General features: G+C 56.8%; 19 protein-coding genes, 3 tRNA genes and 1 pseudogene. 12 read left to right on the forward strand and 11 right to left on the reverse strand.

Annotated features, from left to right (window positions below; translation table 11 throughout):
* The first annotated feature begins 131 nt into the window (after positions 1-131).
* Positions 132-2,156: a transketolase gene (gene tkt, locus ACR0CR_RS00940; protein ID WP_480595898.1), complete on the forward strand. Its 2,025-nt coding sequence runs from the start codon at positions 132-134 to the stop codon at positions 2,154-2,156.
* Between the two features lie 54 nt (positions 2,157-2,210).
* Here tkt and ACR0CR_RS00945 read toward each other — a convergent pair whose 3' ends face one another.
* Positions 2,211-3,173: a DUF808 domain-containing protein gene (locus tag ACR0CR_RS00945; protein ID WP_480595900.1), complete on the reverse strand. Its 963-nt coding sequence runs from the start codon at positions 3,171-3,173 to the stop codon at positions 2,211-2,213.
* Positions 3,174-3,355: 182 nt separating this feature from the next.
* Between ACR0CR_RS00945 and gap (ACR0CR_RS00950) the strand changes: the two genes are divergently transcribed.
* From gap (ACR0CR_RS00950) to gap (ACR0CR_RS00960), 3 genes are all read left to right on the forward strand, one after another.
* Positions 3,356-4,357, forward strand: coding sequence for a type I glyceraldehyde-3-phosphate dehydrogenase (gap, locus tag ACR0CR_RS00950; RefSeq protein WP_480595902.1), 1,002 nt, complete (start codon positions 3,356-3,358; stop codon positions 4,355-4,357).
* A 72-nt stretch (positions 4,358-4,429) separates the two neighbouring features.
* A complete protein-coding gene (locus ACR0CR_RS00955) occupies positions 4,430-4,573 on the forward strand; it encodes a hypothetical protein (RefSeq protein ID WP_480595904.1) in 144 nt (47 codons plus the stop codon).
* An 81-nt stretch (positions 4,574-4,654) separates the two neighbouring features.
* Positions 4,655-5,659 (forward strand): type I glyceraldehyde-3-phosphate dehydrogenase, encoded by a 1,005-nt coding sequence (gene gap, locus ACR0CR_RS00960; protein ID WP_480595906.1) that lies wholly within the window; start codon positions 4,655-4,657, stop codon positions 5,657-5,659.
* Here the strand turns inward: gap (ACR0CR_RS00960) and coaD are convergent.
* From coaD to ACR0CR_RS00975, 3 genes are all read right to left on the reverse strand, one after another.
* Entirely contained in the window at positions 5,651-6,142 is a 492-nt protein-coding gene (gene coaD, locus ACR0CR_RS00965) for a pantetheine-phosphate adenylyltransferase (RefSeq protein ID WP_480595907.1), read from the reverse strand. The two genes, gap (ACR0CR_RS00960) and coaD, sit on opposite strands and share 9 nt — an antisense overlap.
* An 84-nt stretch (positions 6,143-6,226) precedes the next feature.
* Entirely contained in the window at positions 6,227-6,664 is a 438-nt protein-coding gene (locus ACR0CR_RS00970) for a CBS domain-containing protein (RefSeq protein WP_480595909.1), read from the reverse strand.
* Positions 6,665-6,725: 61 nt separating this feature from the next.
* Entirely contained in the window at positions 6,726-7,628 is a 903-nt protein-coding gene (locus ACR0CR_RS00975; protein WP_480595911.1) for a LysR family transcriptional regulator, read from the reverse strand.
* Positions 7,629-7,732: 104 nt separating this feature from the next.
* On the opposite strand from ACR0CR_RS00975, the gene ACR0CR_RS00980 reads away from it, so the two are divergent.
* Both ACR0CR_RS00980 and ACR0CR_RS00985 read left to right on the forward strand, forming a co-directional pair.
* Positions 7,733-9,232, forward strand: a complete 1,500-nt coding sequence (locus ACR0CR_RS00980) for a CoA-acylating methylmalonate-semialdehyde dehydrogenase (RefSeq protein WP_480595913.1) — start codon at positions 7,733-7,735, stop codon at positions 9,230-9,232.
* A 175-nt stretch (positions 9,233-9,407) separates the two neighbouring features.
* Positions 9,408-9,992 (forward strand): L,D-transpeptidase, encoded by a 585-nt coding sequence (locus ACR0CR_RS00985; protein WP_480597490.1) that lies wholly within the window; start codon positions 9,408-9,410, stop codon positions 9,990-9,992.
* 55 nt (positions 9,993-10,047) lie between these two features.
* Here the strand turns inward: ACR0CR_RS00985 and ACR0CR_RS00990 are convergent, their stop codons facing one another.
* Positions 10,048-10,524 (reverse strand): fasciclin domain-containing protein, encoded by a 477-nt coding sequence (locus tag ACR0CR_RS00990; RefSeq protein ID WP_170653215.1) that lies wholly within the window; start codon positions 10,522-10,524, stop codon positions 10,048-10,050.
* Positions 10,525-10,595: 71 nt separating this feature from the next.
* On the reverse strand, positions 10,596-11,447 hold the full coding sequence (locus ACR0CR_RS00995; RefSeq protein ID WP_480595915.1) for a class I SAM-dependent methyltransferase: 852 nt from the start codon (positions 11,445-11,447) through the stop codon (positions 10,596-10,598).
* A 135-nt stretch (positions 11,448-11,582) separates the two neighbouring features.
* On the opposite strand from ACR0CR_RS00995, the gene ACR0CR_RS01000 reads away from it, so the two are divergent.
* The 5 genes and pseudogenes from ACR0CR_RS01000 to ACR0CR_RS01020 all read left to right on the forward strand — a co-directional run bounded on the left by ACR0CR_RS01000 (position 11,583) and on the right by ACR0CR_RS01020 (position 16,395).
* Positions 11,583-12,698: a carboxylate-amine ligase gene (locus ACR0CR_RS01000; protein ID WP_480595916.1), complete on the forward strand. Its 1,116-nt coding sequence runs from the start codon at positions 11,583-11,585 to the stop codon at positions 12,696-12,698.
* A gap of 132 nt (positions 12,699-12,830) precedes the next feature.
* Positions 12,831-13,973, forward strand: a complete 1,143-nt coding sequence (locus ACR0CR_RS01005) for an acyl-CoA dehydrogenase family protein (protein WP_480597492.1) — start codon at positions 12,831-12,833, stop codon at positions 13,971-13,973.
* A 7-nt stretch (positions 13,974-13,980) separates the two neighbouring features.
* Positions 13,981-14,994 (forward strand): annotated as a pseudogene (locus ACR0CR_RS01010) (enoyl-CoA hydratase/isomerase family protein); the annotation flags it as partial.
* Positions 14,995-15,024: 30 nt separating this feature from the next.
* The gene (gene mmsB / locus ACR0CR_RS01015; RefSeq protein ID WP_480597493.1) at positions 15,025-15,897 is read left to right on the forward strand and encodes a 3-hydroxyisobutyrate dehydrogenase; all 873 of its coding nucleotides are present in this window, start codon (positions 15,025-15,027) and stop codon (positions 15,895-15,897) included.
* Positions 15,898-16,005: 108 nt separating this feature from the next.
* Positions 16,006-16,395, forward strand: coding sequence for a hypothetical protein (locus ACR0CR_RS01020; protein ID WP_480595917.1), 390 nt, complete (start codon positions 16,006-16,008; stop codon positions 16,393-16,395).
* Positions 16,396-16,401: 6 nt separating this feature from the next.
* Here ACR0CR_RS01020 and uvrA read toward each other — a convergent pair whose 3' ends face one another.
* The 4 genes from uvrA to ACR0CR_RS01040 all read right to left on the reverse strand — a co-directional run bounded on the left by uvrA (position 16,402) and on the right by ACR0CR_RS01040 (position 20,233).
* Complete coding sequence (uvrA, locus tag ACR0CR_RS01025) at positions 16,402-19,260, reverse strand: excinuclease ABC subunit UvrA (RefSeq protein WP_480595919.1); 2,859 nt, start codon at positions 19,258-19,260, stop codon at positions 16,402-16,404.
* A gap of 107 nt (positions 19,261-19,367) precedes the next feature.
* Positions 19,368-19,934, reverse strand: coding sequence for a methyltransferase domain-containing protein (locus ACR0CR_RS01030; protein ID WP_480595921.1), 567 nt, complete (start codon positions 19,932-19,934; stop codon positions 19,368-19,370).
* A 100-nt stretch (positions 19,935-20,034) separates the two neighbouring features.
* Positions 20,035-20,111 (reverse strand) — tRNA-Asp (locus ACR0CR_RS01035).
* Between the two features lie 45 nt (positions 20,112-20,156).
* Positions 20,157-20,233 (reverse strand) — tRNA-Asp (locus ACR0CR_RS01040).
* Between the two features lie 212 nt (positions 20,234-20,445).
* On the opposite strand from ACR0CR_RS01040, the gene ACR0CR_RS01045 reads away from it, so the two are divergent.
* A tRNA-Val gene (locus ACR0CR_RS01045) sits at positions 20,446-20,520 on the forward strand.
* Between the two features lie 126 nt (positions 20,521-20,646).
* Here ACR0CR_RS01045 and lon read toward each other — a convergent pair.
* Complete coding sequence (gene lon / locus ACR0CR_RS01050) at positions 20,647-23,055, reverse strand: endopeptidase La (protein ID WP_480595923.1); 2,409 nt, start codon at positions 23,053-23,055, stop codon at positions 20,647-20,649.
* Positions 23,056-23,229: the final 174 nt, after the last annotated feature.

Consider the following 23,229-nt stretch of genomic DNA (forward strand, 5'->3'; position numbering starts at 1 on the left):
CTCTTTGCTTTCAATCACTTGCGCAGCGCTCTTGAACCGTTCCGGCCATCCACTGTTTGGTTCTGCTTGCACTTTGGGGGGCGGATGGTATTGAGCGGCCCATCTGCCTGTAATCCAAAGGAACAACGCCCGTGGACCTGACTGCGCTGCGCAATGCAAACCCCGAACACTGGGACAAAGCTGCGGCCATCCGCACCCTGACCCTCGACGCCGTCGCCGCCGCCAATTCCGGCCATTCCGGCATGCCGATGGGCATGGCCGATGTTGCGACAGTGCTGTTCGAAAAGCACCTGAAGTTTGATGCCTCGGCCCCGAACTGGCCAGACCGCGACCGGTTCATCTTGTCGGCAGGTCATGGTTCCATGCTGATCTATTCGCTGTTGTATCTGACGGGCCATGCCGACGTAACGCTGGATGAGGTGAAGAATTTCCGCCAGCTGGGCGCAAAAACCGCAGGCCACCCCGAGAACTTTCTGATCGACGGAGTTGAGACGACAACAGGTCCCCTGGGCCAAGGCATCGCGAACGCCGTTGGTTTTGCGATGGCCGAAGAGATTCAGCGCGCGCATTACGGTAAGAAAATCGTCGATCACTACACCTATGTGATCGCAGGAGACGGCTGCCTGATGGAGGGTGTCAGCCAAGAGGCGATTACGCTGGCTGGCCGTCACGAGCTGGGCAAGTTGATCGTGTTCTGGGACAACAATAACATCACCATCGACGGCACGGTCGATATGGCGGATCGCACTGATCAGGTGCGCCGTTTTTCGGCTTCGGGCTGGCATGTGATCGAAATTGACGGCCACGATCCTCAGGCGATCGACGCTGCAATTGTTCAAGCCAAGAAGTCGAACAAACCGACGATGATTGCTTGCGAAAGTCATATCGCGCTGGGTCATGCGGCACAGGATACGTCGAAGGGTCACGGTGCCCTGACCGATCAGGACCAGTTGAAAGCGGCAAAGGAAGGTTACGGCTGGCCGCATGATGCGTTCGAAATCCCCGCGGATGTCAAATCTGCTTGGGAAGCCATCGGTGCCCGTGGTTCTGCCGAGCGCGCCGCATGGGAAGAGCGTTTCGCCCAAATCTCAGAACGCAAGCAGGCTGAGTTCAACCGCGCCTATGCGTTCGAGGCCCCCAAGAAGCTGGCAGGTGCCATCCGCTCGTTCAAGAAACAGATGTCCGAGGATCAGCCCAAGCTGGCCACCCGCGCCTCGTCCGAAAAAGTTCTGAATGTTGTGAACCCAATCATGACCGAGACCATTGGCGGTTCAGCCGACCTGACCGGCTCGAACAACACCAAATCCGCCGATATGGGCGTATTCCTTCCGGAAAACCGCAAGGGCCGCTACATCCATTACGGTATCCGCGAACACGGCATGGCCGCTGCGATGAACGGTATGGCGCTGCATGGCGGCATCCGCCCTTATGGCGGCACGTTCATGGCCTTCACCGACTATGCCCGTCCGTCCATGCGTCTGGCCGCGCTGATGAAAATCCCGTCGGTTTTCGTGATGACGCACGATTCCATCGGCCTGGGTGAAGACGGCCCGACCCACCAGCCGGTCGAACATCTGGCCATCAGCCGCGCGACGCCCAACACCTATGTGTTCCGCCCAGCCGACACTATCGAGACCGCCGAGGCCTGGGAACTGGCGCTGACCTTCAAGGACAGCCCCTCGGTTCTGTCGCTGACCCGTCAAGGCGTGCCGACAGTGCGTAAGGATCACAAAGCCAAAAACCTGACGGCTCAAGGCGCTTACGTTCTGGCCGAGGCTGAAGGCAAACGTGAGGCCATCCTGATCGCCACCGGCTCCGAGGTTTCGCTGGCGATGGAAGCTAAAGCGATGTTGGAGGCTGAAGGCATCGGCACCCGCGTTGTCTCCATGCCCTGCATGGAACTGTTTGCCGAACAGGACGAGGCATACCGCAAGCGCGTTCTCCCCGGCGGCGCTGTCCGCGTTGGTATCGAAGCCGCTGTTCGCGCGGGGGGCTGGGATCGCTGGCTATTGGGCGAGCGCGGTCGAGAAACCAAGGCAGGCTTTATCGGCATGTCGAGCTTTGGTGCTTCCGCCCCTGCGGGAGAGCTTTACAAGCATTTCGGCATCACCGCTGATGCGACGGTTGCTAAGGTCAAGGATCTGCTGGGCCTCTGAGCCCCAGCACCACCCGAGCAAAGGGCGGCTTAGGCCGCCCTTTTCAATTTGATATCAGTGTGCTGCGGGTTTTTTTGAAAGCAATGGCGCAACAAGCTTGGTTGCAACCGGGATCAGCGCCACTCCCCACAGCAGGCCAAATACACCGTCCATCGTCGCCCTGGAGAGCCACTCAACTGCGCCAGCCCACGAAGAACTCACCGAGTGTCCCAGGGCATGGGCCCAGTCATGGATGTGGTGTCCGAGCCAGCCAAACCCCAGCACTTCCAGCCCGTGAATGACGATTGAGCCGCCAACCCAAAGCATTGCGGCAGTGCCCACGATAGAAAGGATTTTCATCACGCCGGGCATTGCCATGACCAGCCCCCTTCCCGTACCGCGTCCGATGGGCGTCGGCGCGTTCTTTGCCAGAAACAGACCGACATCATCCATTTTCACAATCAGCGCAACAGACCCGTATACCGCAACCGTCACCCCTATTCCGACGACCGCCAGAGTTGCCGCCTGCATCCACAGGTTCGGCGCCTCAATGGCCGCAAGTGCAATCGTCATGATCTCAGCCGACAGGATGAAATCAGTTTTGATGGCACCTCTGACCTTCTGTTCTTCCAAGTGGCTCGGATCTTTGACCTTCATGTCTTCGTCGATGACGTGACTGCCATGCGGGAACAAGACATGGAAAATCTTCTCGGCGCCTTCAAAGCACAGAAACGAGCCTCCGATCATCAAAAGCGGCGTTATCAACCACGGTGCAAAATTGGCCAACACCAAAGCCACGGGCAGAAGAAGAACGATCTTGTTGAACATCGACCCACGGGCGATGCGCCAGATGATCGGCAATTCGCGTGCAGGCGCAAACCCCTGAACGTATTTCGGAGTGACAGCCGCGTCATCAATAATCACGCCAGCCGTCTTGGTCCCTGCCTTCCCGGCGGCGGCCAATACGTCGTCAACCGAAGCTGCCGCGACTTTTGCAATGCCCGCCACATCATCCAACAGCGCCAACAATCCGCTCATCGCGCGTCCTTTCCTTTCATCTGCCCCACCCGGACCCTACCCGATCCGACAGCTAGCGCAAGCGTTAGCGCAATCGCCGTAAGTTTGCGCTAACACCTTAAAAATATGCCATTTTTGCCCTTTTGAGATTCCAATTTCGGGTCTATATGGCCCCAGAAGCAAGCGCAGTTTGGAGACGTCGGATGACCATCAAGGTCGGTATCAATGGTTTTGGCCGCATTGGCCGCTGTACCCTGTCGCACATCGCCGCCTCGGCCCGAAATGACATCGAGGTGATCAAGGTCAATGCTACGGGGCCGCTGGAAACCTCGGCGCATTTGCTGAAATACGACAGCATTCACGGCCGCTTTCCGCGCGATGTCTCGATCGAAGGCAAGACCATGGATTTGGGTCGCGGCCCAATGGAGATGTTCTCGACTTACGACATGAATGAACTGGACTGGGAAGGTTGCGACGTCGTTCTGGAATGCACTGGCAAGTTCAACGACGGGCTGAAGGCGAAAACGCATCTGGACCGTGGCGCAGAACGTGTGCTGCTGTCTGCCCCCGGCAAGAACGTCGACAAGACCATTGTCTTTGGCGTGAACCACAACAGCCTGACCAACGACGATCGCATGGTGTCTAACGGGTCATGCACCACGAACTGCCTTGCCCCGCTTGCCAAGGTTCTGGACGAAGGCATCGGTATCGAACATGGCATCATGACAACGATCCACGCCTACACCGGTGATCAGCCCACACTGGACCGTCGCCACAGCGATCTCTATCGCGCGCGCGCCGCGGCGATGTCGATGATCCCGACCAGCACAGGGGCTGCGGCCGCATTGGGTGAAGTTCTGCCCAACTTGAAGGGACGTTTGGACGGCTCGGCTATTCGTGTGCCCACCCCCAATGTTTCGGCGGTTGATCTTACCTTCCGTGCGTCCCGCGATGTGACCGTCGAACAGGTCAACGCCATCGTCGAAGAGGCCGCCAAAGGCCCGATGCAGCGCGTTCTGGGCTATGAGCCCGCGCCGCTTGTATCGACCGATTTCAATCATACCGAGGAAAGCTCGATCTTCGCTCCGGATCAGACGCGCGTGGTCGACAATCGCATGGTGCGTGTGTTGGCTTGGTATGACAACGAATGGGGCTTCTCGGTTCGAATGGCCGATGTTGCCGTTGCGATGGGCCACCTTAACTAACTCTTCGCACTCTGCTTGTACCATAATGCCCGCTCAGGTTATCTGGGTGGGCATTTTTTGTTCGAGGCCGCCATGACCAATCAAATCGCCATCTGGCTTGGGGTGTTGATCCTTGGCGGCGTCACGCTTGACGTGGCCCTGGTCGGAACAGAACATCTTCTGTTCCTGGCCAAAAAGCTTATCGAGTTCCTGGACTGGCTCGCCTTCTGGCGGTGACGGATGTTTTGCTTGACATTCTTGCCCATCTGGCTTTGTTAGCGCTAACCATTACCGAGCGGCATTCGAACGGAGCGCAAAATGACAGTCAAACTTGCTATCAACGGATTTGGACGGATTGGGCGCGGTGTTTTGCGGGCCGCTATGGAAAACAACCGAACCGATGTTGAAATCGTAGCCATCAATGATCTGGCCAAGCCCGAGATGAACGCACATCTGTTTGAATTTGATAGCGTTCATGGCCGATACCCGAACCCTGTAACTCTGTCTGACGACGTCCTTGACGTTGGTGCCGGTCCGATCCGGCTGAGCAGTGAGCGTGATCCCGAGGCGCTGAACTGGTCCGACGTCGATGTTGTTCTGGAATGCACTGGCGTCTTTCGGACGCGGGAAACGGCCTCTCGACACTTTGAGAACGGCGCTAAGAAAGTTCTGATCTCGGCACCTGCGCGCGGAGACGGTGGCGTCAAAACGGTGGTATTTGGTGTGAATGACAGTGGACTGACCGCGGCCGACACCGTCGTGTCAAACGCGTCTTGCACAACTAACTGCCTGTCACCTGTGGCTGCGGCGCTTGACGCTGGTCTGGGCATCAAACATGGGAACATGACCACCGTTCATGCATATACGGCCAGCCAACCGGTGCACGATACGGCGGGCAAAGACCCCTACCTGTCAAGGGCAGCCGCATTGTCGATGATCCCCACGACGACCGGAGCGGCCTCAGCCGTTGGTCTGGTTCTGCCCCAGCTTCAAGGTAAACTGACGGGTCAGGCGATCCGCGTACCCACACCGAATGTTTCGGTTGTGGATCTCGTGGCCGAAGTTTCTCGCCCGACGACGGAAGAAGAAGTGAACGCGTTGTTCGTCGAAGCCGCAGCAAAAATCCCCGGTGTTCTGGCTGCGGAAAACCGACCGCTGATCTCGATCGATTTCAACCACGACTCGCACAGTTCTACCGTTTCATTGCCCGAGACCAAAGTGACCGACGGCACGCTGGTGCGTGTTCTGGCATGGTATGACAACGAATGGGGTTTCTCGAACCGGATGATCGACACTGCGGCGACGATGGGAGCGTTAACCTAAGCGACCCAGCAATGCTTTGTTGACGCGGGGCGTGACAAAATTCGAGACGTCACCGTTCAGCCGCGCTATCTCCTTCACCAGCTTGGAGGCGATAGCCTGGTGCCGGGCTTCGGCCATCAGAAAAACCGTCTCAATCGAGTTGTCCAACACGCGGTTCATTCCAACCATTTGAAACTCATATTCAAAATCAGCGACGGCGCGCAACCCTCGCACGATGATCTGAGCACCCACATCGCGGGCACAATCAATCAGAAGATTTTCGAACGGATGAGGAACGATTTCGGTTCCGGTCTGTTCTGTCAGAAGGGCGCATTCTGCTTCGATCATGGCGACACGTTCTTCCAGCGAAAACAGAGGTCCCTTGTCTCGGTTTATCGCCACGCCGATGACGAGTTTGTCAACCAGCGCGGCGGCGCGGCGGATAATGTCGATATGACCCAAAGTGATCGGGTCAAAAGTTCCGGGATATAATCCAACCCGCATGGGGCTCTCCTGCGCAATAAAATTTCGGCGCAAGCAAACATAACTTTGCTGCAGGTGCAAGAGGCCGATAGCGGCCCAAAGGGGTTAATGCCCCATAATCATGCCTTCCAAGGCATCTTTCTCCATCGCAAGTTCAGCCAATTGCGCCTTGACGACGTCGCCAAGGGTCACAATACCAACCAGCTTGCCCTCCTCAAGAACGGGCATATGGCGAAAGCGGCCCTCGGTCATCTGCGAAAGGATGCCCTCAACCGTGTCCTGACGACTGGCAGTGATCAGTTCCCGCGTCATATACTCGCTGACCGGTTTCTTCAGGCAGCCGCTGCCGCTGGCAGCCAATTCTCGGACAATATCGCGCTCGGAGAGGATTCCTGCGGCAGTTTCGCCGCCATCGTCCGAGACGATGACCGTCCCTATTCGCTTGTTTGCCAAAATCTCGGCTGCTTCGGATACGGTCACCGTAGGTTCCACCGTCACGACCCCTTCCGTGGCCTTTGACTTCAGAATAGCCTGGACGAGCATACGAAAAACCTCCGAAAATAACTTTACGTAATACAAAGCGTTGCCGGAATGCCTGAACCTGTCAAGGTGAAGCTTCGGCTTCAAGCCGCGCGACCTCGTCGCGAAGACCAAGCGTCAGCGCCTGCGCAAAACTGTTCAATCGCTCGTTGCGCTGGTCACCCCGATGCCTGACCAGATAGAACCGTCGCGTCAAACTGACCTGATCCGTCACTATTTTCCGAAGCTCCGGGTGAAACGGCAGCGTGAAATCATGCGCCACGCAAACGCCCGTCCCAAGCGAGACCTGACGCAATTGAACCGAAACCGAATTCGATGCAAGAGCGACACGGTCAACGCCAATGTCATTCAGATAGTCCAATTCCTGGTCAAAAATCATGTCCGGGATGTAACCAATCATTCGGTGATCGTTCAGGTCACTTAGACTCTGAATGCGGGAATGCCGGTTCAGATAGCTTTGGCTCGCCACAAGATGCAGCTTGTAGTCCGTTATTTTTTTAACCAACAGCTTTCCGGCGGTGGGCGCACTGACCGAAATGGCCATATCGGCTTCGCGCCGCGACAGGTTGATCAACCGTGGCAGCGCCAGGATTTGAATGTCGAGGTCGGGGTTGGCGTCGCTGATCCGTGCGCAGACCTGCGGCAAAAGGTAATTCGCACACCCATCCGGTGCCCCGATCCGGATTTGACCGCTTAGCGTTTCTGTCGAACCTGTCACGGCGCCCGTTGCGGCGCGCATGGCGTCCTCGGCCAACAACCCATGATCCATCAGGCGTGTGCCCGCGACCGTCAGCACGTAGCCCTGTTGCGATTTTGTGAACAAGACCGAATCTAACACAGCCTCCAACCGCGCGATGCGCCGCCCAACGGTTGCGGGGTCGAGCTTTAACACGCGACCGGCGGCAGAAAGGCTCTCCTCACGCGCGACGGCCAGAAACACACGCATGTCATCCCAGTTCGGGTTCATCCGCCACCCTTTGCATTTTCGCAAAACAACTTTGGAACATTGCCTCTGTTCAAGGGATTTTCGCAAGCCTATTCTGCGCGCAAACCCATGCGGAGGATTTTGCGATGAATGATCTCACCCACTTTCTGAACGGCGAAATGGTGGCTGGCACCTCTGGCCGGTTTGACGATGTGTTCAACCCGGCAACCGGCGAAGCTCAATACAAATGCCCAATGGCCAGCGCGGCCGAGACAACCAAGGCCATAGAAGATGCCGCTGCCGCTCAGGTCGAATGGGGCGCGACCAATCCGCAAAAGCGCGCGCGCGTGATGATGGCCATGGTTGGCTTGATGAACCGCGACATGGACAAGTTGGCAGAAGTACTCAGCCGCGAACACGGCAAGACAATTCCAGATGCCAAGGGCGATCTGCAGCGCGGGCTGGAGGTCATCGAGTACTGCATCGGTGCGCCGCAGATGCTGAAAGGTGAATTCACTGACAGTGCGGGCCCCGGCATCGACATGTATTCCATGCGTCAGCCGCTGGGTGTGGTCGCCTCGATCATGCCGTTCAACTTTCCTGCGATGATGCCCTTGTGGCATGTCGGCCCGGCGCTGGCATGTGGCAACGCTGTGGTCCTGAAACCGTCCGAACGAGACCCCTCGGTTCCACTGATGCTGGCTGAGTTGTTCGTCGAAGCGGGTTTGCCCAAGGGTGTTTTCCAGGTGGTGAACGGAGACAAGGAGGCTGTCGACACCTTGCTGGACAGTGAGATCATTCAGGGCGTGTCCTTCGTGGGTTCGACCCCGATTGCGCAATACATTTATTCGCGCGCAACGGCGAGCGGCAAACGCGCGCAGTGTTTCGGTGGCGCGAAAAACCACATGATTGTTATGCCTGACGCCGATATGGATCAGGCAGCAGATGCTTTGGTTGGCGCAGGTTTCGGTGCCGCGGGCGAACGCTGCATGGCAATTTCGGTCGCTGTTCCTGTTGGCGAGTCAACTGCGGATGCCTTGATCGAAAAGCTGATCCCGCGTGTCGAAAAGCTCAAAGTCGGCCCCTACACAGCCGGTGATGACGTTGACATGGGTCCTGTTGTAACGGGTGCCGCAAAAGAGCGTATCCTTGGACTGATCAATTCTGGTGTTGAGCAAGGGGCCAAGCTGGTTGTTGATAACCGTGATTTCAGCCTTCAAGGCTACGAGGATGGTTTCTTTGTCGGCCCGCACCTGTTTGATCATGTCACCCCGGACATGGACATCTACAAACAGGAAATCTTCGGCCCGGTTTTGTCCACAGTCCGCGCCGGTTCCTATGACGAAGCGCTGAAACTGGCGATGGACCACGAATACGGTAATGGTACTGCAATTTTCACCCGTGATGGTGACACCGCGCGTGACTTTGCCAGCCGTGTGAATATTGGCATGGTCGGCATCAACGTGCCAATTCCTGTGCCACTGGCTTACCACACTTTTGGGGGCTGGAAGAAATCGATGTTCGGCGACCTGAACCAGCACGGACCGGACAGCTTCAAGTTTTACACGCGCACCAAGACAGTGACATCTCGCTGGCCGTCTGGTATCAAAGAAGGTGGTGAATTCAACTTTAAGGCCATGGATTGATCTGGTCGAATAGCTGACAGAGGCGGCCCAATTCGGGCTGCCTTTTCTTTTGGCAAATTCTCACGAGAAATTCAGATGCGGACCTCTGGAAAATTGCGGCATTCACCAATATTTTACCTCCAAACCATAGACTGAGCAGTTCATCTTTCCGGAGGCACCTTTGTCCCAATCCCGCATGACCCGCCGCTCTGCCCTGTTGGGGGCTGCATCTTTGATCGCGACACCTGCTTTGGTGCGCGCACAAAGCATTGACGCGTTCCCACAGGACGAAGAAGCCATCAGCACGCAACTGCCAGTGCGCCGGAATGTGTCATCCTTCTCGCAGCAAAGCTGGGAAGATCATTTTGATGAACTCGGCGTCGGCGCGCTGTTGGCGGATATCACCAGCCGCGCGGTGCATTATTGGGGGCCGGACGGCACATACAAACTGTACCCAAGTTCAGTTCCGATGAGCGAGGAACTGACCAAACGCGGCTACACCAAAGTGGTTCGCAAAACGGAAAACCCAAGCTGGACACCCACGTCCTCGATGCGCGAGCGTGATCCATCGCTGCCGATCAGGATGGACGGTGGTGAGCCAGGAAACCCGCTTGGGACACGCGCGATGTACCTGACTTGGCCCGCATATCTGGTGCATGGCACCCATGACACGCGCAAGATCGGACGGCAAAGCTCATCTGGCTGCATCGGTCTTTACAATCAGCACGTCGAAGAGCTGTATCCGCTGGTGCAAATCGGCACGCAGGTTCGACTGGTTTGAAACAACAAAGCCCCGGCCTTCAGGACCGGGGCTTTTCTTCCGCAAATGGGCGGAATCATTCGGGCAGGATCACTGCGTCCACAACATGGATCACCCCGTTGCTGGCTTCGATATCGGCCTGAATGACCTCGGCATCGTTAACTTTGACGCCGCGCTTTGCGTTGACGCTCAGGCGATCACCCTGGACGGTCAGAACCTTAGCGCGCTTGCCAGCAATGTCACCGGACATGACCTTTGCCGGAACGACGTGGTATGTCAGAATCTCAACCAATTGATCTTTGTTTTCGGGCAACAACAGAGTTTCAACCGTTCCTTCGGGCAGTGCAGCGAACGCTTCGTCGGTAGGAGCAAACACAGTGTACGGACCGGCCCCCTTCAGCGTATCGACCAAACCTGCGGCTTGAACCGCTGCAACCAGCGTGTTGAAGGATCCTGCGGCAACCGCAGTGTCAACGATATCGGCGGCCTGTGCCTTGGCAGGCAGTGTCAGTGCTAGTGCTGCGGCAGCACCCAAGAATGTACGGCGGAACATTGCTGTCTTCTCCTCTCCAGCTTGTTATGGAAAGGGGTACGGGGCGTGTGTCGGGCCGGATCACAAAGAGGTCAATTTTCTTTGATTTGTACCCAGATACTTTGCGCACGACCGTCCTTCAAAAACGGCAAAGCCCCAACCGCATCAGGGCGGTCTTTTTGCAGGTAATACCCCGGCCAAAGCATTGAAAACGCGCCGGATTGCAGCAAAGCATGCAGCATGTATTGCTCGCCCCAACCCGGGCAGTCATAGAAGAACCGCTTGGGGTATTCGTAGGGCAAGAAAACATCGTGCACATGGATGACGACACCCGGTTTCAGCGAGGGAATGATGCGGCAGAACAGATGCGCGACGTCATTGCTCATCCGAACCACGTGGCTGGAATCGATGAATAGTATGTCGCCGGACTCGAGTTGATCAAACAGGCTGGGGTCTACTTCTTCCAGGCGTTTTTGTTCGAACCTGTCCACCACGTGCGCGATGTCGGCACGTGGATACGGATCGATGGCTGTGATCTCGGTCTGCAAGTTCGCATCAAGAATGGCCTGGCGGGTCACCCGGGTTGAGTTTCCGCACCCAACCTCGATCACACGTTTGGGCTGGAAGCGTCGAATCATCAGGTAAAGCGCATCCGCATCCGGGCTGTCATAGTATCCGTTTTCGGGCCGGTAACCCGTCTGGTTTCGCGACGGGTCCTTCAGGGCTTGCAGCTCGTCCGCATGCTGTTTGTATTCCGTAACCAGTTGCGAGATATCGAACTCGTCCATGCCGGGCGACAACGCGTAAGCGGGTCGTGTCAGTCCACCTGCCCGTTCGAATGCCTCCAGCCGCGCCCGTTCTTCCTGCTCGGTCACCTTGTCGACCAGTCGAACGCCAAGCTCATCAAGGGCGGCGTTGATCTGAGGAAATTTTCTGGGTTTCACGGGCTGGCTCCACTTTTTCACTTGCTCCGTTCCATACCGCCGCTGCCCCGGGCTCCGCAAGCGCCAGTGCGCCAAACCCTTGGCAAAGAGGCGATTTGCGTATTCACTGATCCGAATTGTATTACGAGGAGCGCCATGCAGCAGGAATTCACGCTGGGTATAGAAGAGGAATACCTTCTGGTCGACCGCGACAGCCTGCAGCTTGCCCAGGCCCCCATCGCCCTCATCGAAGCGTGTCAATCGGATTTCGAAGGTCAGGTCAGCCCTGAATTTCTGCAGTGCCAGATCGAAGTTGGCACGCGACCACATACGACCATCAAATCCGCCCGTGATGACCTGAAACGATTGCGATCCTGTGTCGCCAAACGCTCTGCCGACTACAACCTCGCCCCAATCGCCGTTTCCTGCCACCCGTTCGCCAATTGGAAGGACCAACATCATACGCGAAAAGAGCGGTATGATGCATTACAGCACGCATTGGGCGGCGTCGCCCGTCGCATGCTGATCTGCGGAATGCATGTTCATGTGGGGGTCGACGATGCCGCCTTGCGTGCGGATTTGATCCCGCAGCTGTCCTATTTCCTTCCGCATTTGCTGGCTCTGTCGACATCTTCACCCTTTTGGAATGGCGAGGATACTGGCCTGTCGTCCTACAGGCTTACTGTTTTTGATAATCTCCCCCGCACCGGCCTTCCGCCTGTTTTTGGCAGTTGGTCCGAGTATGAGCGCACCACCGGTATTCTGGTCGAATTGGGCGTAATCGAAGACACATCGAAAATCTGGTGGGATTTGCGACCTTCACACCGGTTCCCCACGCTTGAGACCCGCATTATGGACGTGCAGCCGCGGTTGGAGCATACGCTTTCGTTGGCCGCCATGGTTCAGGCGCTGACACGGATGCTCTGTCGCCTGAAAGATCGCAACCTGCGCTGGCGGCAATATGATCGGTTTCTTATTGGCGAGAATCGGTGGCGGGCACAACGATATGGTGTGGGCGAAGGTCTGATCGATTTCGGGGATCGATCCATCAAACCCATGCCTGAACTGATCGGCGAGTTGATGGGGATGCTGGCCGAAGACACCGAAGCGTTGGGCACCATGACCGAATTGGCACGCCTGCGCCAGATTGCCGAGACCGGCACCTCGGCCACTCGCCAACGACGTATTCACGCCGAAGCCAGCGCGCGGGGTGACGATCCGGGACGGGCCGTGGTGCGTCACCTGATCGACGAATTTCACCAGGACCTATAGCAAGGCTTTGCCGGGCGTCGAATTTCGACACACGCCACGCGAACCCAATGTTTGCCGACGCTGAAAAATTTCTGTAAGGATTGAAGAATAAAACGCTTGTTCAATTCTTCAGGCTACAAGGAACGCATCGCCATGGATTTCGCGCTGACCGAGGAACAAACGGCCATTTTCGACATGGCATATGCCTTTGGACAGGAGAACATCGCGCCGTTTGCGCGGCAGTGGGAAGCAGACGGCACAATCCCAAAAGAGCTGTGGCCCAAGGTCGGAGAGCTAGGGTTCGGTGGGCTTTATGTTTCAGAGGAAAGCGGTGGCTCGGGCTTGTCCAGACTGGACGCAACGCTCGTGTTCGAAGCGCTGTCTATGGCCTGCCCGTCTGTCGCAGCGTTCCTGTCGATCCACAACATGTGCGCCAAGATGCTGGACAGCTTTGCCAACGACACATTGAAATCCCGCATCATGTCGGATGTCCTGAGCCTGAAGACCGTGCTGAGCTATTGCCTGACGGAGCCAGGTTCAGGATCAGACGCGGCGGCCTTGAAGACACGAGCGGACCGGACAAATGAAGGATACACGCTGAACGGAACCAAGGCCTTTATTTCGGGTGGCGGGTATTCGGACGCCTATGTCTGCATGGTTCGGACGGGCGCGGATGGGCCCAAAGGAATCTCGACCGTTTATGTTGAAGACGGAACCGATGGTCTCAGCTTTGGTGCGCTGGAACAAAAGATGGGGTGGAAAAGTCAGCCGACGGCGCAGGTTCAATTCGACGATTGCAAAATCCCGTCTGACAATCTGGTCGGTTCCGAGGGCGATGGTTTCAAATATGCCATGATGGGGCTAGATGGCGGACGGCTGAACATCGCCTCATGCTCTCTGGGCGCTGCGCAGTCTGGTCTGGATATGACTCTGCAATACATGTCCGAACGAAAGGCGTTTGGGCAATCAATAGATCAGTTTCAGGCCCTTCAGTTCCGGTTGGCCGATATGGAGATCGAATTGCAGGCAGCGCGCGTCTTCCTGCGTCAAGCCGCGTGGAAACTGGATCAGGGCGCGCCGGACGCAACCAAATTCTGTGCCATGGCCAAGAAGTTCGTGACCGAAACCGGATCGAAAATTGTCGATCAATGTCTGCAACTGCATGGCGGTTACGGCTATCTGGCAGATTACGGGATCGAAAAGCTTGTGCGCGATCTGCGGGTGCATCAGATATTGGAAGGCACGAACGAGATCATGCGCGTCATCGTTGCGCGGCAAATGCTGACCAATCGCTGAGGACAAAATGGCTGACATCGATATCCGAAACACGGGGCGCGCCGGGCGCATCACCCTGACACGGCCCAAAGCCCTCAACGCGCTGAGTTATGAAATGTGCATGGCCATAGATACCGCGTTGCGGAACTGGCGCGAGGATGATGCAGTCGATCTGATCATTCTCGATGCCGAGGGCGACAAGGCGTTTTGTGCCGGCGGCGACATTGCCGAACTGTATAAGACCGGGACCAACGGTGATTTTGCCTATGGTCAGACGTTCTGGCGCGACGAATACCTGTTGAACGCTTTGATTTTCGAATATCCCAAGCCTGTCGTCAGCTTCTTGCAGGGTTTCACGATGGGTGGAGGTGTCGGCATTGGCTGCCACGGCAGCCATCGCGTCGTCGGTGAAAGCTCGAAAATCGCGATGCCCGAATGCGGGATTGGACTGGTGCCGGACGTGGGCGGATCGCTGATGTTGGCGTTGGCACCTGGCCGCCTCGGCGAATATCTCGGAACAACTGCAACCCGAATGGGTGCCTCAGATGCGATTTACGCTGGCTTTGCAGACGTTTACATCCCGGAATCGATGTGGCCGGAGCTCATCGAGTTGATGGAAGCATCCGGTGATGCGTCGTTGCTGGACAATCATGCGCAAACCCCGCCGCAAAGTGCGTTGGAACAACAACAAGATGAGATCGACCGCTTGTTCGGAGGAGAATCTCTGGGCGATATTGTCAATAACCTGAGCAATGATGGCGGTGATTTCGCCACTCACGCGTTGGCAAAGTTGCAGAAAAACTCCCCCCTGGCCATGGCCTGCGCCATCGAAATGCTGCACAGGCTCAAAGGGCCATCGTTGACGCAACGCAAGGCCCTGGAACTGGAATACCGGTTCACCTACCGCGCGATGGAGCATGGCGACTTTCTTGAAGGCATCCGCGCGCAGATCATAGAAAAGGACCGCAACCCGCAGTGGCAGTATGCCGATATGAACGTCCCCCCCGTTGCGGTTTCCAAAATGTTGCGCCCGCTTGGGCAAAACGCCCTGAAATTTGAGGAGGAGAAAGGTATGAAGATCGCCTTCATCGGATTGGGAAATATGGGCGCGCCCATGGCCGCTAATCTTGCGCGCGCCGGACATGACATCGTCGGTTTTGACATGGCGGATGTCTCGGTCGATGGCGTTGCGATGGTTCCGTCTGCCGCTGACGCCGTCGCAGACGCCCAAGCCGTTATCACAATGCTCCCAAACGGGCAGATCCTGCGATCCGTAGCCGCCGAGATTGTGCCAGTCATGAAATCCGGCGCCGTTTTCATTGATTGCTCGACCGTCGATGTAGACAGCGCCCGTGATGTGGCCGAACAAGCAACTGAGGCTGGGCTTTTGGCTGTCGACGCTCCGGTTTCGGGTGGTATTGGCGGTGCGGCAGCGGGCACGTTGACCTTTATGGCCGGAGGTTCCGAGGCCGCCTTTGCTTTGGCCGCCCCCCTGTTCGACATCATGGGCCAGAAGGCCGTTCACTGTGGTGAGGCCGGTTCCGGCCAGGCTGCCAAGATTTGTAACAACATGATCCTTGGTGTCACTATGATTGCCACCTGCGAGGCGTTCGCCCTCGCCGACAAACTCGGTCTGGACCGGCAAAAGATGTTTGATGTGGTCAGCACCTCGTCCGGCTATAGCTGGACCATGAATGCCTATTGCCCTGCCCCCGGCGTTGGTCCGCAAAGCCCGGCGGACAACGACTACCAGCCCGGATTCGCGGCTGAACTGATGCTGAAGGACCTTCGCCTCAGTCAGCAAGCCGCTGACAGTGCAGACGCTGACACTCCGATGGGACAGGCAGCGACCGCGTTGTACGAGCAGTTTGTCGAGAACGAGGGCGGGCTGGGTCAGGACTTCAGCGCGATGCTGCCAAGGTTCGAAAAGCGCGGTCGTTCCTGAGACTTCGACGGCGAATTTCCGCACAAACCTCCAAATCTGTGTACCGAAGCACTATCTGTGTTTCGTAAACCCTGTCATGAGTGCGTTGTCGATGTTGGAGCTTGATTGATGAAGACCCTGACCTGTTTGTCCGTAATTGCCCTGTTGGCCATTACCCCGATTGCGGCTGTCGCCGGAAATGGCAAAGGAAAGAACAAAAGCAAAATTCAAGTCGAGCGCGTGTCCCCTGACTATGGCGTCAAAGTCGGTGGCAAAGCGCATTGCCCCCCGGGTCTGGCGAAGAAGGCCGTACCTTGCGTACCGCCGGGTCAGGTGAAGAACCGGTATCGTGTCGGGGATCGCATTACCGACAATTACGTCTGGATCAATGATCCATACCGCTATGGCTTACGTCGTGGCGGCGATTACGTTCGCGCTGGCGATTACGTGTACCGTATCGACCCGGACACACGGAAAGTCCTGAACCTGATCGGTGCGGTCGCTGACATTCTGTATTAAAGCGCGCTATTCAGCCGCCACTCTTTCTGCGTTCAACATCGGTTTGAGATACTGTCCGGTATAGCTGCGCTCATTCGCAGCGACATCCTCGGGCGTGCCCTCGGCGACGATCTGACCACCGCCGTCGCCGCCCTCGGGACCGATATCGATAATCCAATCTGCCGTTTTGACAACATCCAGATTGTGTTCGATCACGATCACCGTGTTGCCTTGGTCAACCAGTTCGTGCAGCACTTCCAACAGCTTACGCACGTCTTCAAAATGAAGTCCCGTTGTCGGTTCATCAAGGATGTACAGTGTTCGCCCGGTTGAGCGTTTGGACAATTCTTTGGAAAGTTTAACCCGTTGCGCCTCGCCCCCTGACAGTGTGGTGGCCTGCTGTCCGACCTTGATATACCCAAGACCCACCCGTGCCAGCGCATCCATCTTGTCCCGGATCGAGGGTACGGCCTTAAAGAACTCCTGCGCGTCTTCCACAGTCATATCAAGCACATCTGCGATAGACTTGCCCTTGAACTTAATCTCCAATGTCTCGCGATTGTAGCGCGCGCCTTTGCAGGTTTCACAGGTAACATATACGTCGGGCAAAAAGTGCATCTCGATCTTGATGACACCGTCGCCCTGACAGGCCTCGCACCGACCACCTTTGACGTTAAAGCTGAAGCGACCGGGCTTGTAACCCCGTGCTTTGGCCTCGGGCAGCCCTGAGAACCAGTCGCGGATTGGGGTGAAAGCCCCGGTGTAAGTTGCTGGATTCGAACGCGGAGTTCGCCCGATCGGGCGCTGGTCAATGTCGATGACCTTGTCCAGATGCTCCAACCCTTTGATCGTCTCGCAGGGCGCAGGCGTTTGACGCGCGCCGTTGAGGCGCATCGAAGCTGTTTTGAACAACGTCTCAATCGTCAGGGTCGATTTACCACCGCCAGACACGCCAGTAACACAGACAAACTTGCCCAGCGGGAACTCAGCCGTGACGTTCCTCAGGTTGTTACCTGTCGCCTTGACCACCTTAACCTTGTGCTTCTTGCCTTTCCGCCGCTCGGTTGGAACCGCAATTTCACGCGTTCCGGACAAGTACTGCCCGGTGATCGAGGCCGCATCGCTTGCGATGCTGTCAGGCGTTCCATGACTGACCACCTGCCCTCCATGGACACCTGCTCCGGGGCCGATATCAAAGACGTAATCCGCTTCGCGAATGGCTTCCTCATCATGTTCTACGACAATCACTGTATTGCCCTGATCCCGCAGGTTCTTGAGCGTGCCGAGCAGGCGATCGTTGTCGCGTTGATGCAGACCGATGGAAGGCTCATCCAATACGTACAGAACACCCGTGAGACCCGACCCGATCTGACTGGCCAACCGGATGCGCTGGCTTTCGCCGCCTGACAGCGTGCCGCTTGAACGTGATAGCGTAAGGTATTCCAATCCAACATTATTCAGGAAACCCAGACGCTCTCGGATCTCCTTCAGAATAGCCCGCGCAATCTCGTTCTTCTGTTCGCTCAGATGGTTCGGCGCATCCTCAACCCACGCCAAAGCCTCTCGGATCGACATCTGAACGACTTGCCCCACATGCTGTCCCGCGATTTTGACGGCGAGGGCTTCGGCGCGCAGACGATAGCCTTCGCACGTTCCGCAAGGACGGTTGTTCTGATAGCGTTCGAATTCCTCGCGGATCCAGGCGCTGTCGGTCTCGCGATAGCGGCGTTCCATGTTGGGGATGACGCCTTCGAAACTGCGAGTGACCTGATACACACGCCCGCCTTCATCATAGCGGAACTGGATTTCCTCATCGCCCGAGCCCCGCAGGAACACCTGTTGAACCTTCTTGGGAAGATCTTTCCAAGGCGTGTTCTTATCGAACTCATAATGACGCGCGATGGCCTCGATCGTTTGCAGGAAATACGGGGACTTTCCCTTGCGCCACGGTGCCAGCGCCCCGTCATAGAGCTTTAGCGTCTGATCGGGTACGACCAACCGCTCGTCAAAGAACAGTTCAACCCCCAGACCGTCGCAATCCGGACAGGCGCCGAACGGCGCGTTGAACGAGAACAGGCGTGGTTCAATCTCGGGGATGGTGAAACCACTGACGGGACAGGCAAAATTCTCGCTGAACGTGATCCGATCCGGGTCGCCTTCCTTTGGAGCGGTTTCCAGAACAGCGATTCCATCCGCCAGATCCAAAGCGGTTCGCAGACTGTCGGCCAGCCGCGTTTCCATCCCTTCACGCACGACAAGGCGGTCCACGACCACGTCAATGTCATGGCGAAATTTCTTGTCCAGGGTTGGCGGTTCGTCCAACTCGTAAAACGCACCGTCAACTTTCACACGCTGAAAGCCCTGCTTGCGCAGCTCCAAAAACTCTTTTTTATACTCACCCTTCCGGTCCCGCACGATCGGGGCCAGCAGGTAGCCGCGCGTGCCCTCCTCCATCGTCATGATACGGTCGACCATGTCTTGCACCTGCTGCGCTTCGATCGGCAAGCCTGTGGCCGGGCTGAAAGGCGTGCCAGCACGGGCGAACAAAAGACGCAGATAGTCGTAAATCTCGGTCACAGTCCCCACGGTCGAGCGCGGGTTTTTTGACGTCGTCTTCTGCTCAATCGAAATCGCCGGGCTCAGACCGCTGATGTGATCAACATCGGGCTTTTCCATCATGTCCAGGAACTGACGCGCATAGGCCGACAAGCTTTCGACATAGCGGCGCTGACCCTCGGCATAGATCGTGTCAAAAGCCAACGACGACTTGCCCGAGCCTGACAGGCCGGTGATCACCACCAGTTGATCCCGCGGGATGTCTACATCAATGCTTTTGAGGTTATGCTCACGCGCACCGCGCACCTCGATATTCTTCAGCTCAGCCATTCTGGCCCCCAACACATGCGTCCCACAGAGATAGGCGAGCGGCGCTGAGTCTCCAACCAAAAAATTAGAACAAACAAAGAACGAGCGGATTTTCTACCGGGGGCACCTTACTCTGCCGCTTTTCGGGCCAGTGCCCATGCGCAAATTGGAAAATCCGGATCATTTTCCAGGTCATCACTTTCGGGATCGTAGGTTGGAGGCCATTCAAGTTCCAGATTTCGCAACGCTGCGCGACGATTGCCCCATTGTTCGGCTTTAATGCCATTCGGGTCGAACCCACATTCAATAAGCAGGTTCGTCAAGCCGCGCGCGGACCAGCGGGAACAGTCATTCGGGGCCGCATGAAACGGGATGAAAAACGGCACAGCCAGCCAGAAATGACCCCCGGGGCGCAGCATCTCAAGCACGTTCAACGTAGCCTCATAGGGCCGGTCCAAATGCTCCCAGACCTGATTGGCCAGGATCAGATCGAACTGTCGGACATCGCGCTGATCATCCAGTAGTGGACCATGGCAAATGTCATGCTGCCGCCGCCAAGCCTGAATATAGCTTTGGAATGCGAATTGTTTGCCCCACGAACCGGAAATCTCGAACACGTCCAGCGAGGGTGGATGCAAAGCGCGAATCCACTGTCTACTGCGGCGCGCCATCACGATCCGGTTCAGACTGGTCACGGGATTCACCTTGGGCTGAATTCACACTTCAGCGACACCGATGACATACCGCAACCGGCGCTGCAATGCGATTGAGAACTGTTCGGGTTTTAGGGGAAAATGGCGCGGTTGACGGGGCTCGAACCCGCGACCCCCGGCGTGACAGGCCGGTACTCTGACCAACTGAGCTACAACCGCGCATCTATTTTCGTGGCCATTGTCCCGGACCAGGGATGACAGTGATGGCGCGGTTGACGGGGCTCGAACCCGCGACCCCCGGCGTGACAGGCCGGTACTCTAACCAACTGAGCTACAACCGCCCACTGCCCGTTCATCGTTGAACGTTTGGGTGTATTATGGCTACGGTCGGGCAGCGTCAAGCGGCGTTTTCAAGTTTTTTGATCTGCCCCCAGAAATTCCCGAAAAGAACCAATGTGCACGGACAGACCAAAGTCATTTCACCCGAATAAATCGATTTGGTCGGATGGTTCTCTTGCCAAGATTCGATGGACAGGTTAACAGCGCGCCTTATGGGTGATTAGCTCAGTGGTAGAGCGCTTCGTTCACATCGAAGATGTCAGGAGTTCAAATCTCTTATCACCCACCATTCTCATCTCCGCTGAAAGTGCCCCAAGCCGGCTTACGACATACGACGTAAGTCACGTTGTCAACGAATTGAGAAAAAGGGGCGCGGAATGGACCGCGCCCCTTTCTCAAGTCTTACTAGCAAACCCTAGTGCGCTGTCGCCGAGGCACCCGAAGAATCCTTGGCCGCCGCCGCGGCGGTCGCGGCCTCTTCTGCTGCCTCGTCCCATTCAATGGGCTCGGGCGTATCGACCAGCGCTTGCGCCAACACTTCGGACACATGCTTGACCGGAATGATCGTCAGACCTTCTTTCACATTGTCCGGAATATCGGCCAAGTCCTTTTCGTTCTCTTCCGGTATCAGCACCGTCTTGATCCCGCCACGCAGCGCTGCCAGCAGCTTTTCTTTCAAGCCGCCAATCGGCATCGCGTTGCCGCGCAGAGACACTTCGCCCGTCATCGCGATATCCTTGCGAACAGGGATACCTGTCAGCACGGACACAATAGATGTCACCATTGCAAGGCCCGCGCTTGGACCGTCCTTGGGCGTTGCCCCATCCGGCACATGGACGTGAATATCCAGCGTGTCGAATTTCGGAGGTTTCACCCCGATCTTCGGCGAAATGGAACGCACGTAGGACGAAGCCGCGTCGATGGATTCCTTCATCACATCGCCCAGCTTACCGGTTGTCTTCATCCGGCCCTTACCGGGCAGTTTCAGCGCCTCGATATGCAGCAAGTCACCGCCCACGGACGTCCACGCCAGACCTGTGACCACACCGACTTGATCGTCCTGTTCGGCCAGACCGTAACGGAACTTGGGCACGCCCAGGAAATCATCCAGATTGTCAGGCGTTACGGTAACCGAGTCCGCCTCTTTCTTGATGATCTTGGTCAGCGACTTCCGCGCCACCTTGGCGATTTCACGTTCGAGGTTCCGAACGCCCGCCTCGCGGGTATAGGTACGGATGATCGATTGCAGCGCCTCGTCGGTCAGTTCGAACTCTTTGTCCTTCAGACCATGGTTTTTGACCTGCTTGCCGATCAGGTGCTGCTTGGCGATCTCGGATTTTTCCTCTTCGGTGTAACCGGCCAGCGGAATGATTTCCATCCGGTCCAGCAGAGGACCAGGCATGTTGTAGCTGTTCGAGGTCGTCAGGAACATCACGTTGGACAGGTCATATTCGACCTCAAGGTAGTGATCCATGAACGTGTTGTTCTGTTCGGGGTCCAACACCTCAAGCATCGCCGAAGCCGGGTCACCACGGAAATCCTGCCCCATCTTGTCGATTTCATCCAACAAGATCAGCGGGTTCGTGGTTTTCGCCTTTTTCAGCGCCTGAATGATCTTGCCCGGCATCGACCCGATGTAGGTCCGACGGTGGCCGCGAATCTCGGACTCGTCGCGCACGCCGCCCAGCGAGATGCGAATAAACTCGCGCCCCGTGGCTTTGGCAACCGACTTACCCAAACTGGTTTTACCCACGCCCGGAGGGCCAACAAGGCACAGGATCGGGCCTTTCAGCTTTTTCGAACGCTGCTGCACCGCAAGGTACTCAACGATCCGCTCTTTAACCTTCTCCAGCCCGTAATGATCATCATCCAGAATGTCCTGCGCGCGGCCCAGATCCTTTTTGACACGGGATTTGGTTCCCCAAGGCAGCGACAGAATCCAGTCCAGATAGTTGCGCACGACGGTGGCCTCGGCCGACATCGGGCTCATGTTGCGCAGCTTTTTCAGCTCGCCTTCGGCCTTTTCGCGCGCCTCTTTCGACAGCTTGGTCTCGGCGATTTTGGCTTCCAGCTCGGCAACTTCGTTGCTGCCGTCCTCACCATCGCCAAGCTCTTTCTGAATGGCCTTCATCTGCTCATTCAGATAATACTCGCGCTGCGTCTTCTCCATCTGGGATTTGACGCGGGTCTTGATCTTTTTCTCGACCTGCAGAACCGACATCTCGCCCTGCATCAGGCCATAGACCTTCTCAAGCCGCTCGCTGACGCTGAGGGTTTCCAGCAGTTCCTGCTTTTGCTCTACCTCGATGCCCAGATGGCCCGAAACCAAATCAGCCAGCTTTGCAGGCTCGGTGGTTTCGCCAACAGCGGTCAGCGCCTCTTCGGGGATATTTTTACGCACTTTTGCGTAACGCTCGAACTCATCGGCAACTGTGCGCAGCAGCGCTTCGGTCGTGGTGACATCGCCGGGGATTTCGGTCAGGTATTCCGCCCGGGCCTCAAAAAAGTCGTCATTTTCGAGAAATTCGGTGATCTGCACCCGCGCCTGACCTTCGACCAGCACTTTCACAGTACCATCGGGCAGCTTCAGCAGTTGCAGAACGTTGGCCAGCACGCCGGATTGGAAAATGCCGTCAACCGAGGGGTCGTCGTCACCGGGGTCAATCTGGCTGGACAACAGAATTTGCTTGTCATCCTGCATGACCTCTTCCAGCGCGCGGACCGATTTGTCACGGCCCACAAACAGCGGCACGATCATGTGTGGGAAAACCACGATATCGCGCAGCGGCAGAACGGGGTATGAGGAGTTCAGAGGCTCTTGCATGCTCTATCCTTATCATTGGCAAGACGGCACTGGTCCCTGATTCAGGCAACCGCCGACCGTCTCCTGTCTTGGACGATAAAGGTGGGGCACCTGTGAGCCCATTTCAACCTCATCGCCGCGTATCGTCGAGCACAATGACCCGAGGTTTTATCGACTGCAAGGCGTCCCAAGGAC

It is taken from the genome of Ruegeria sp. AM2, from assembly GCF_056540685.1.

Bases quoted from the DNA above. Each gene is read 5' to 3' on its own strand.
- mmsB (WP_480597493.1), top strand. From the start codon at position 15,025: ATGAAGATCGCCTTCATCGGATTGGGAAATATGGGCGCGCCCATGGCC.
- ACR0CR_RS00970 (WP_480595909.1), bottom strand. From the start codon at position 6,664: ATGCTCGTCCAGGCTATTCTGAAGTCAAAGGCCACGGAAGGGGTCGTG.
- ACR0CR_RS00985 (WP_480597490.1), top strand. From the start codon at position 9,408: ATGACCCGCCGCTCTGCCCTGTTGGGGGCTGCATCTTTGATCGCGACA.
- ACR0CR_RS00945 (WP_480595900.1), bottom strand. From the start codon at position 3,173: ATGAGCGGATTGTTGGCGCTGTTGGATGATGTGGCGGGCATTGCAAAA.
- ACR0CR_RS01000 (WP_480595916.1), top strand. From the start codon at position 11,583: ATGCAGCAGGAATTCACGCTGGGTATAGAAGAGGAATACCTTCTGGTC.
- ACR0CR_RS01020 (WP_480595917.1), top strand. From the start codon at position 16,006: ATGAAGACCCTGACCTGTTTGTCCGTAATTGCCCTGTTGGCCATTACC.
- ACR0CR_RS00990 (WP_170653215.1), bottom strand. From the start codon at position 10,524: ATGTTCCGCCGTACATTCTTGGGTGCTGCCGCAGCACTAGCACTGACA.
- lon (WP_480595923.1), bottom strand. From the start codon at position 23,055: ATGCAAGAGCCTCTGAACTCCTCATACCCCGTTCTGCCGCTGCGCGAT.
- ACR0CR_RS00955 (WP_480595904.1), top strand. From the start codon at position 4,430: ATGACCAATCAAATCGCCATCTGGCTTGGGGTGTTGATCCTTGGCGGC.
- ACR0CR_RS01005 (WP_480597492.1), top strand. From the start codon at position 12,831: ATGGATTTCGCGCTGACCGAGGAACAAACGGCCATTTTCGACATGGCA.
- ACR0CR_RS00980 (WP_480595913.1), top strand. From the start codon at position 7,733: ATGAATGATCTCACCCACTTTCTGAACGGCGAAATGGTGGCTGGCACC.
- ACR0CR_RS00975 (WP_480595911.1), bottom strand. From the start codon at position 7,628: ATGAACCCGAACTGGGATGACATGCGTGTGTTTCTGGCCGTCGCGCGT.
- gap (WP_480595902.1), top strand. From the start codon at position 3,356: ATGACCATCAAGGTCGGTATCAATGGTTTTGGCCGCATTGGCCGCTGT.
- uvrA (WP_480595919.1), bottom strand. From the start codon at position 19,260: ATGGCTGAGCTGAAGAATATCGAGGTGCGCGGTGCGCGTGAGCATAAC.
- gap (WP_480595906.1), top strand. From the start codon at position 4,655: ATGACAGTCAAACTTGCTATCAACGGATTTGGACGGATTGGGCGCGGT.
- coaD (WP_480595907.1), bottom strand. From the start codon at position 6,142: ATGCGGGTTGGATTATATCCCGGAACTTTTGACCCGATCACTTTGGGT.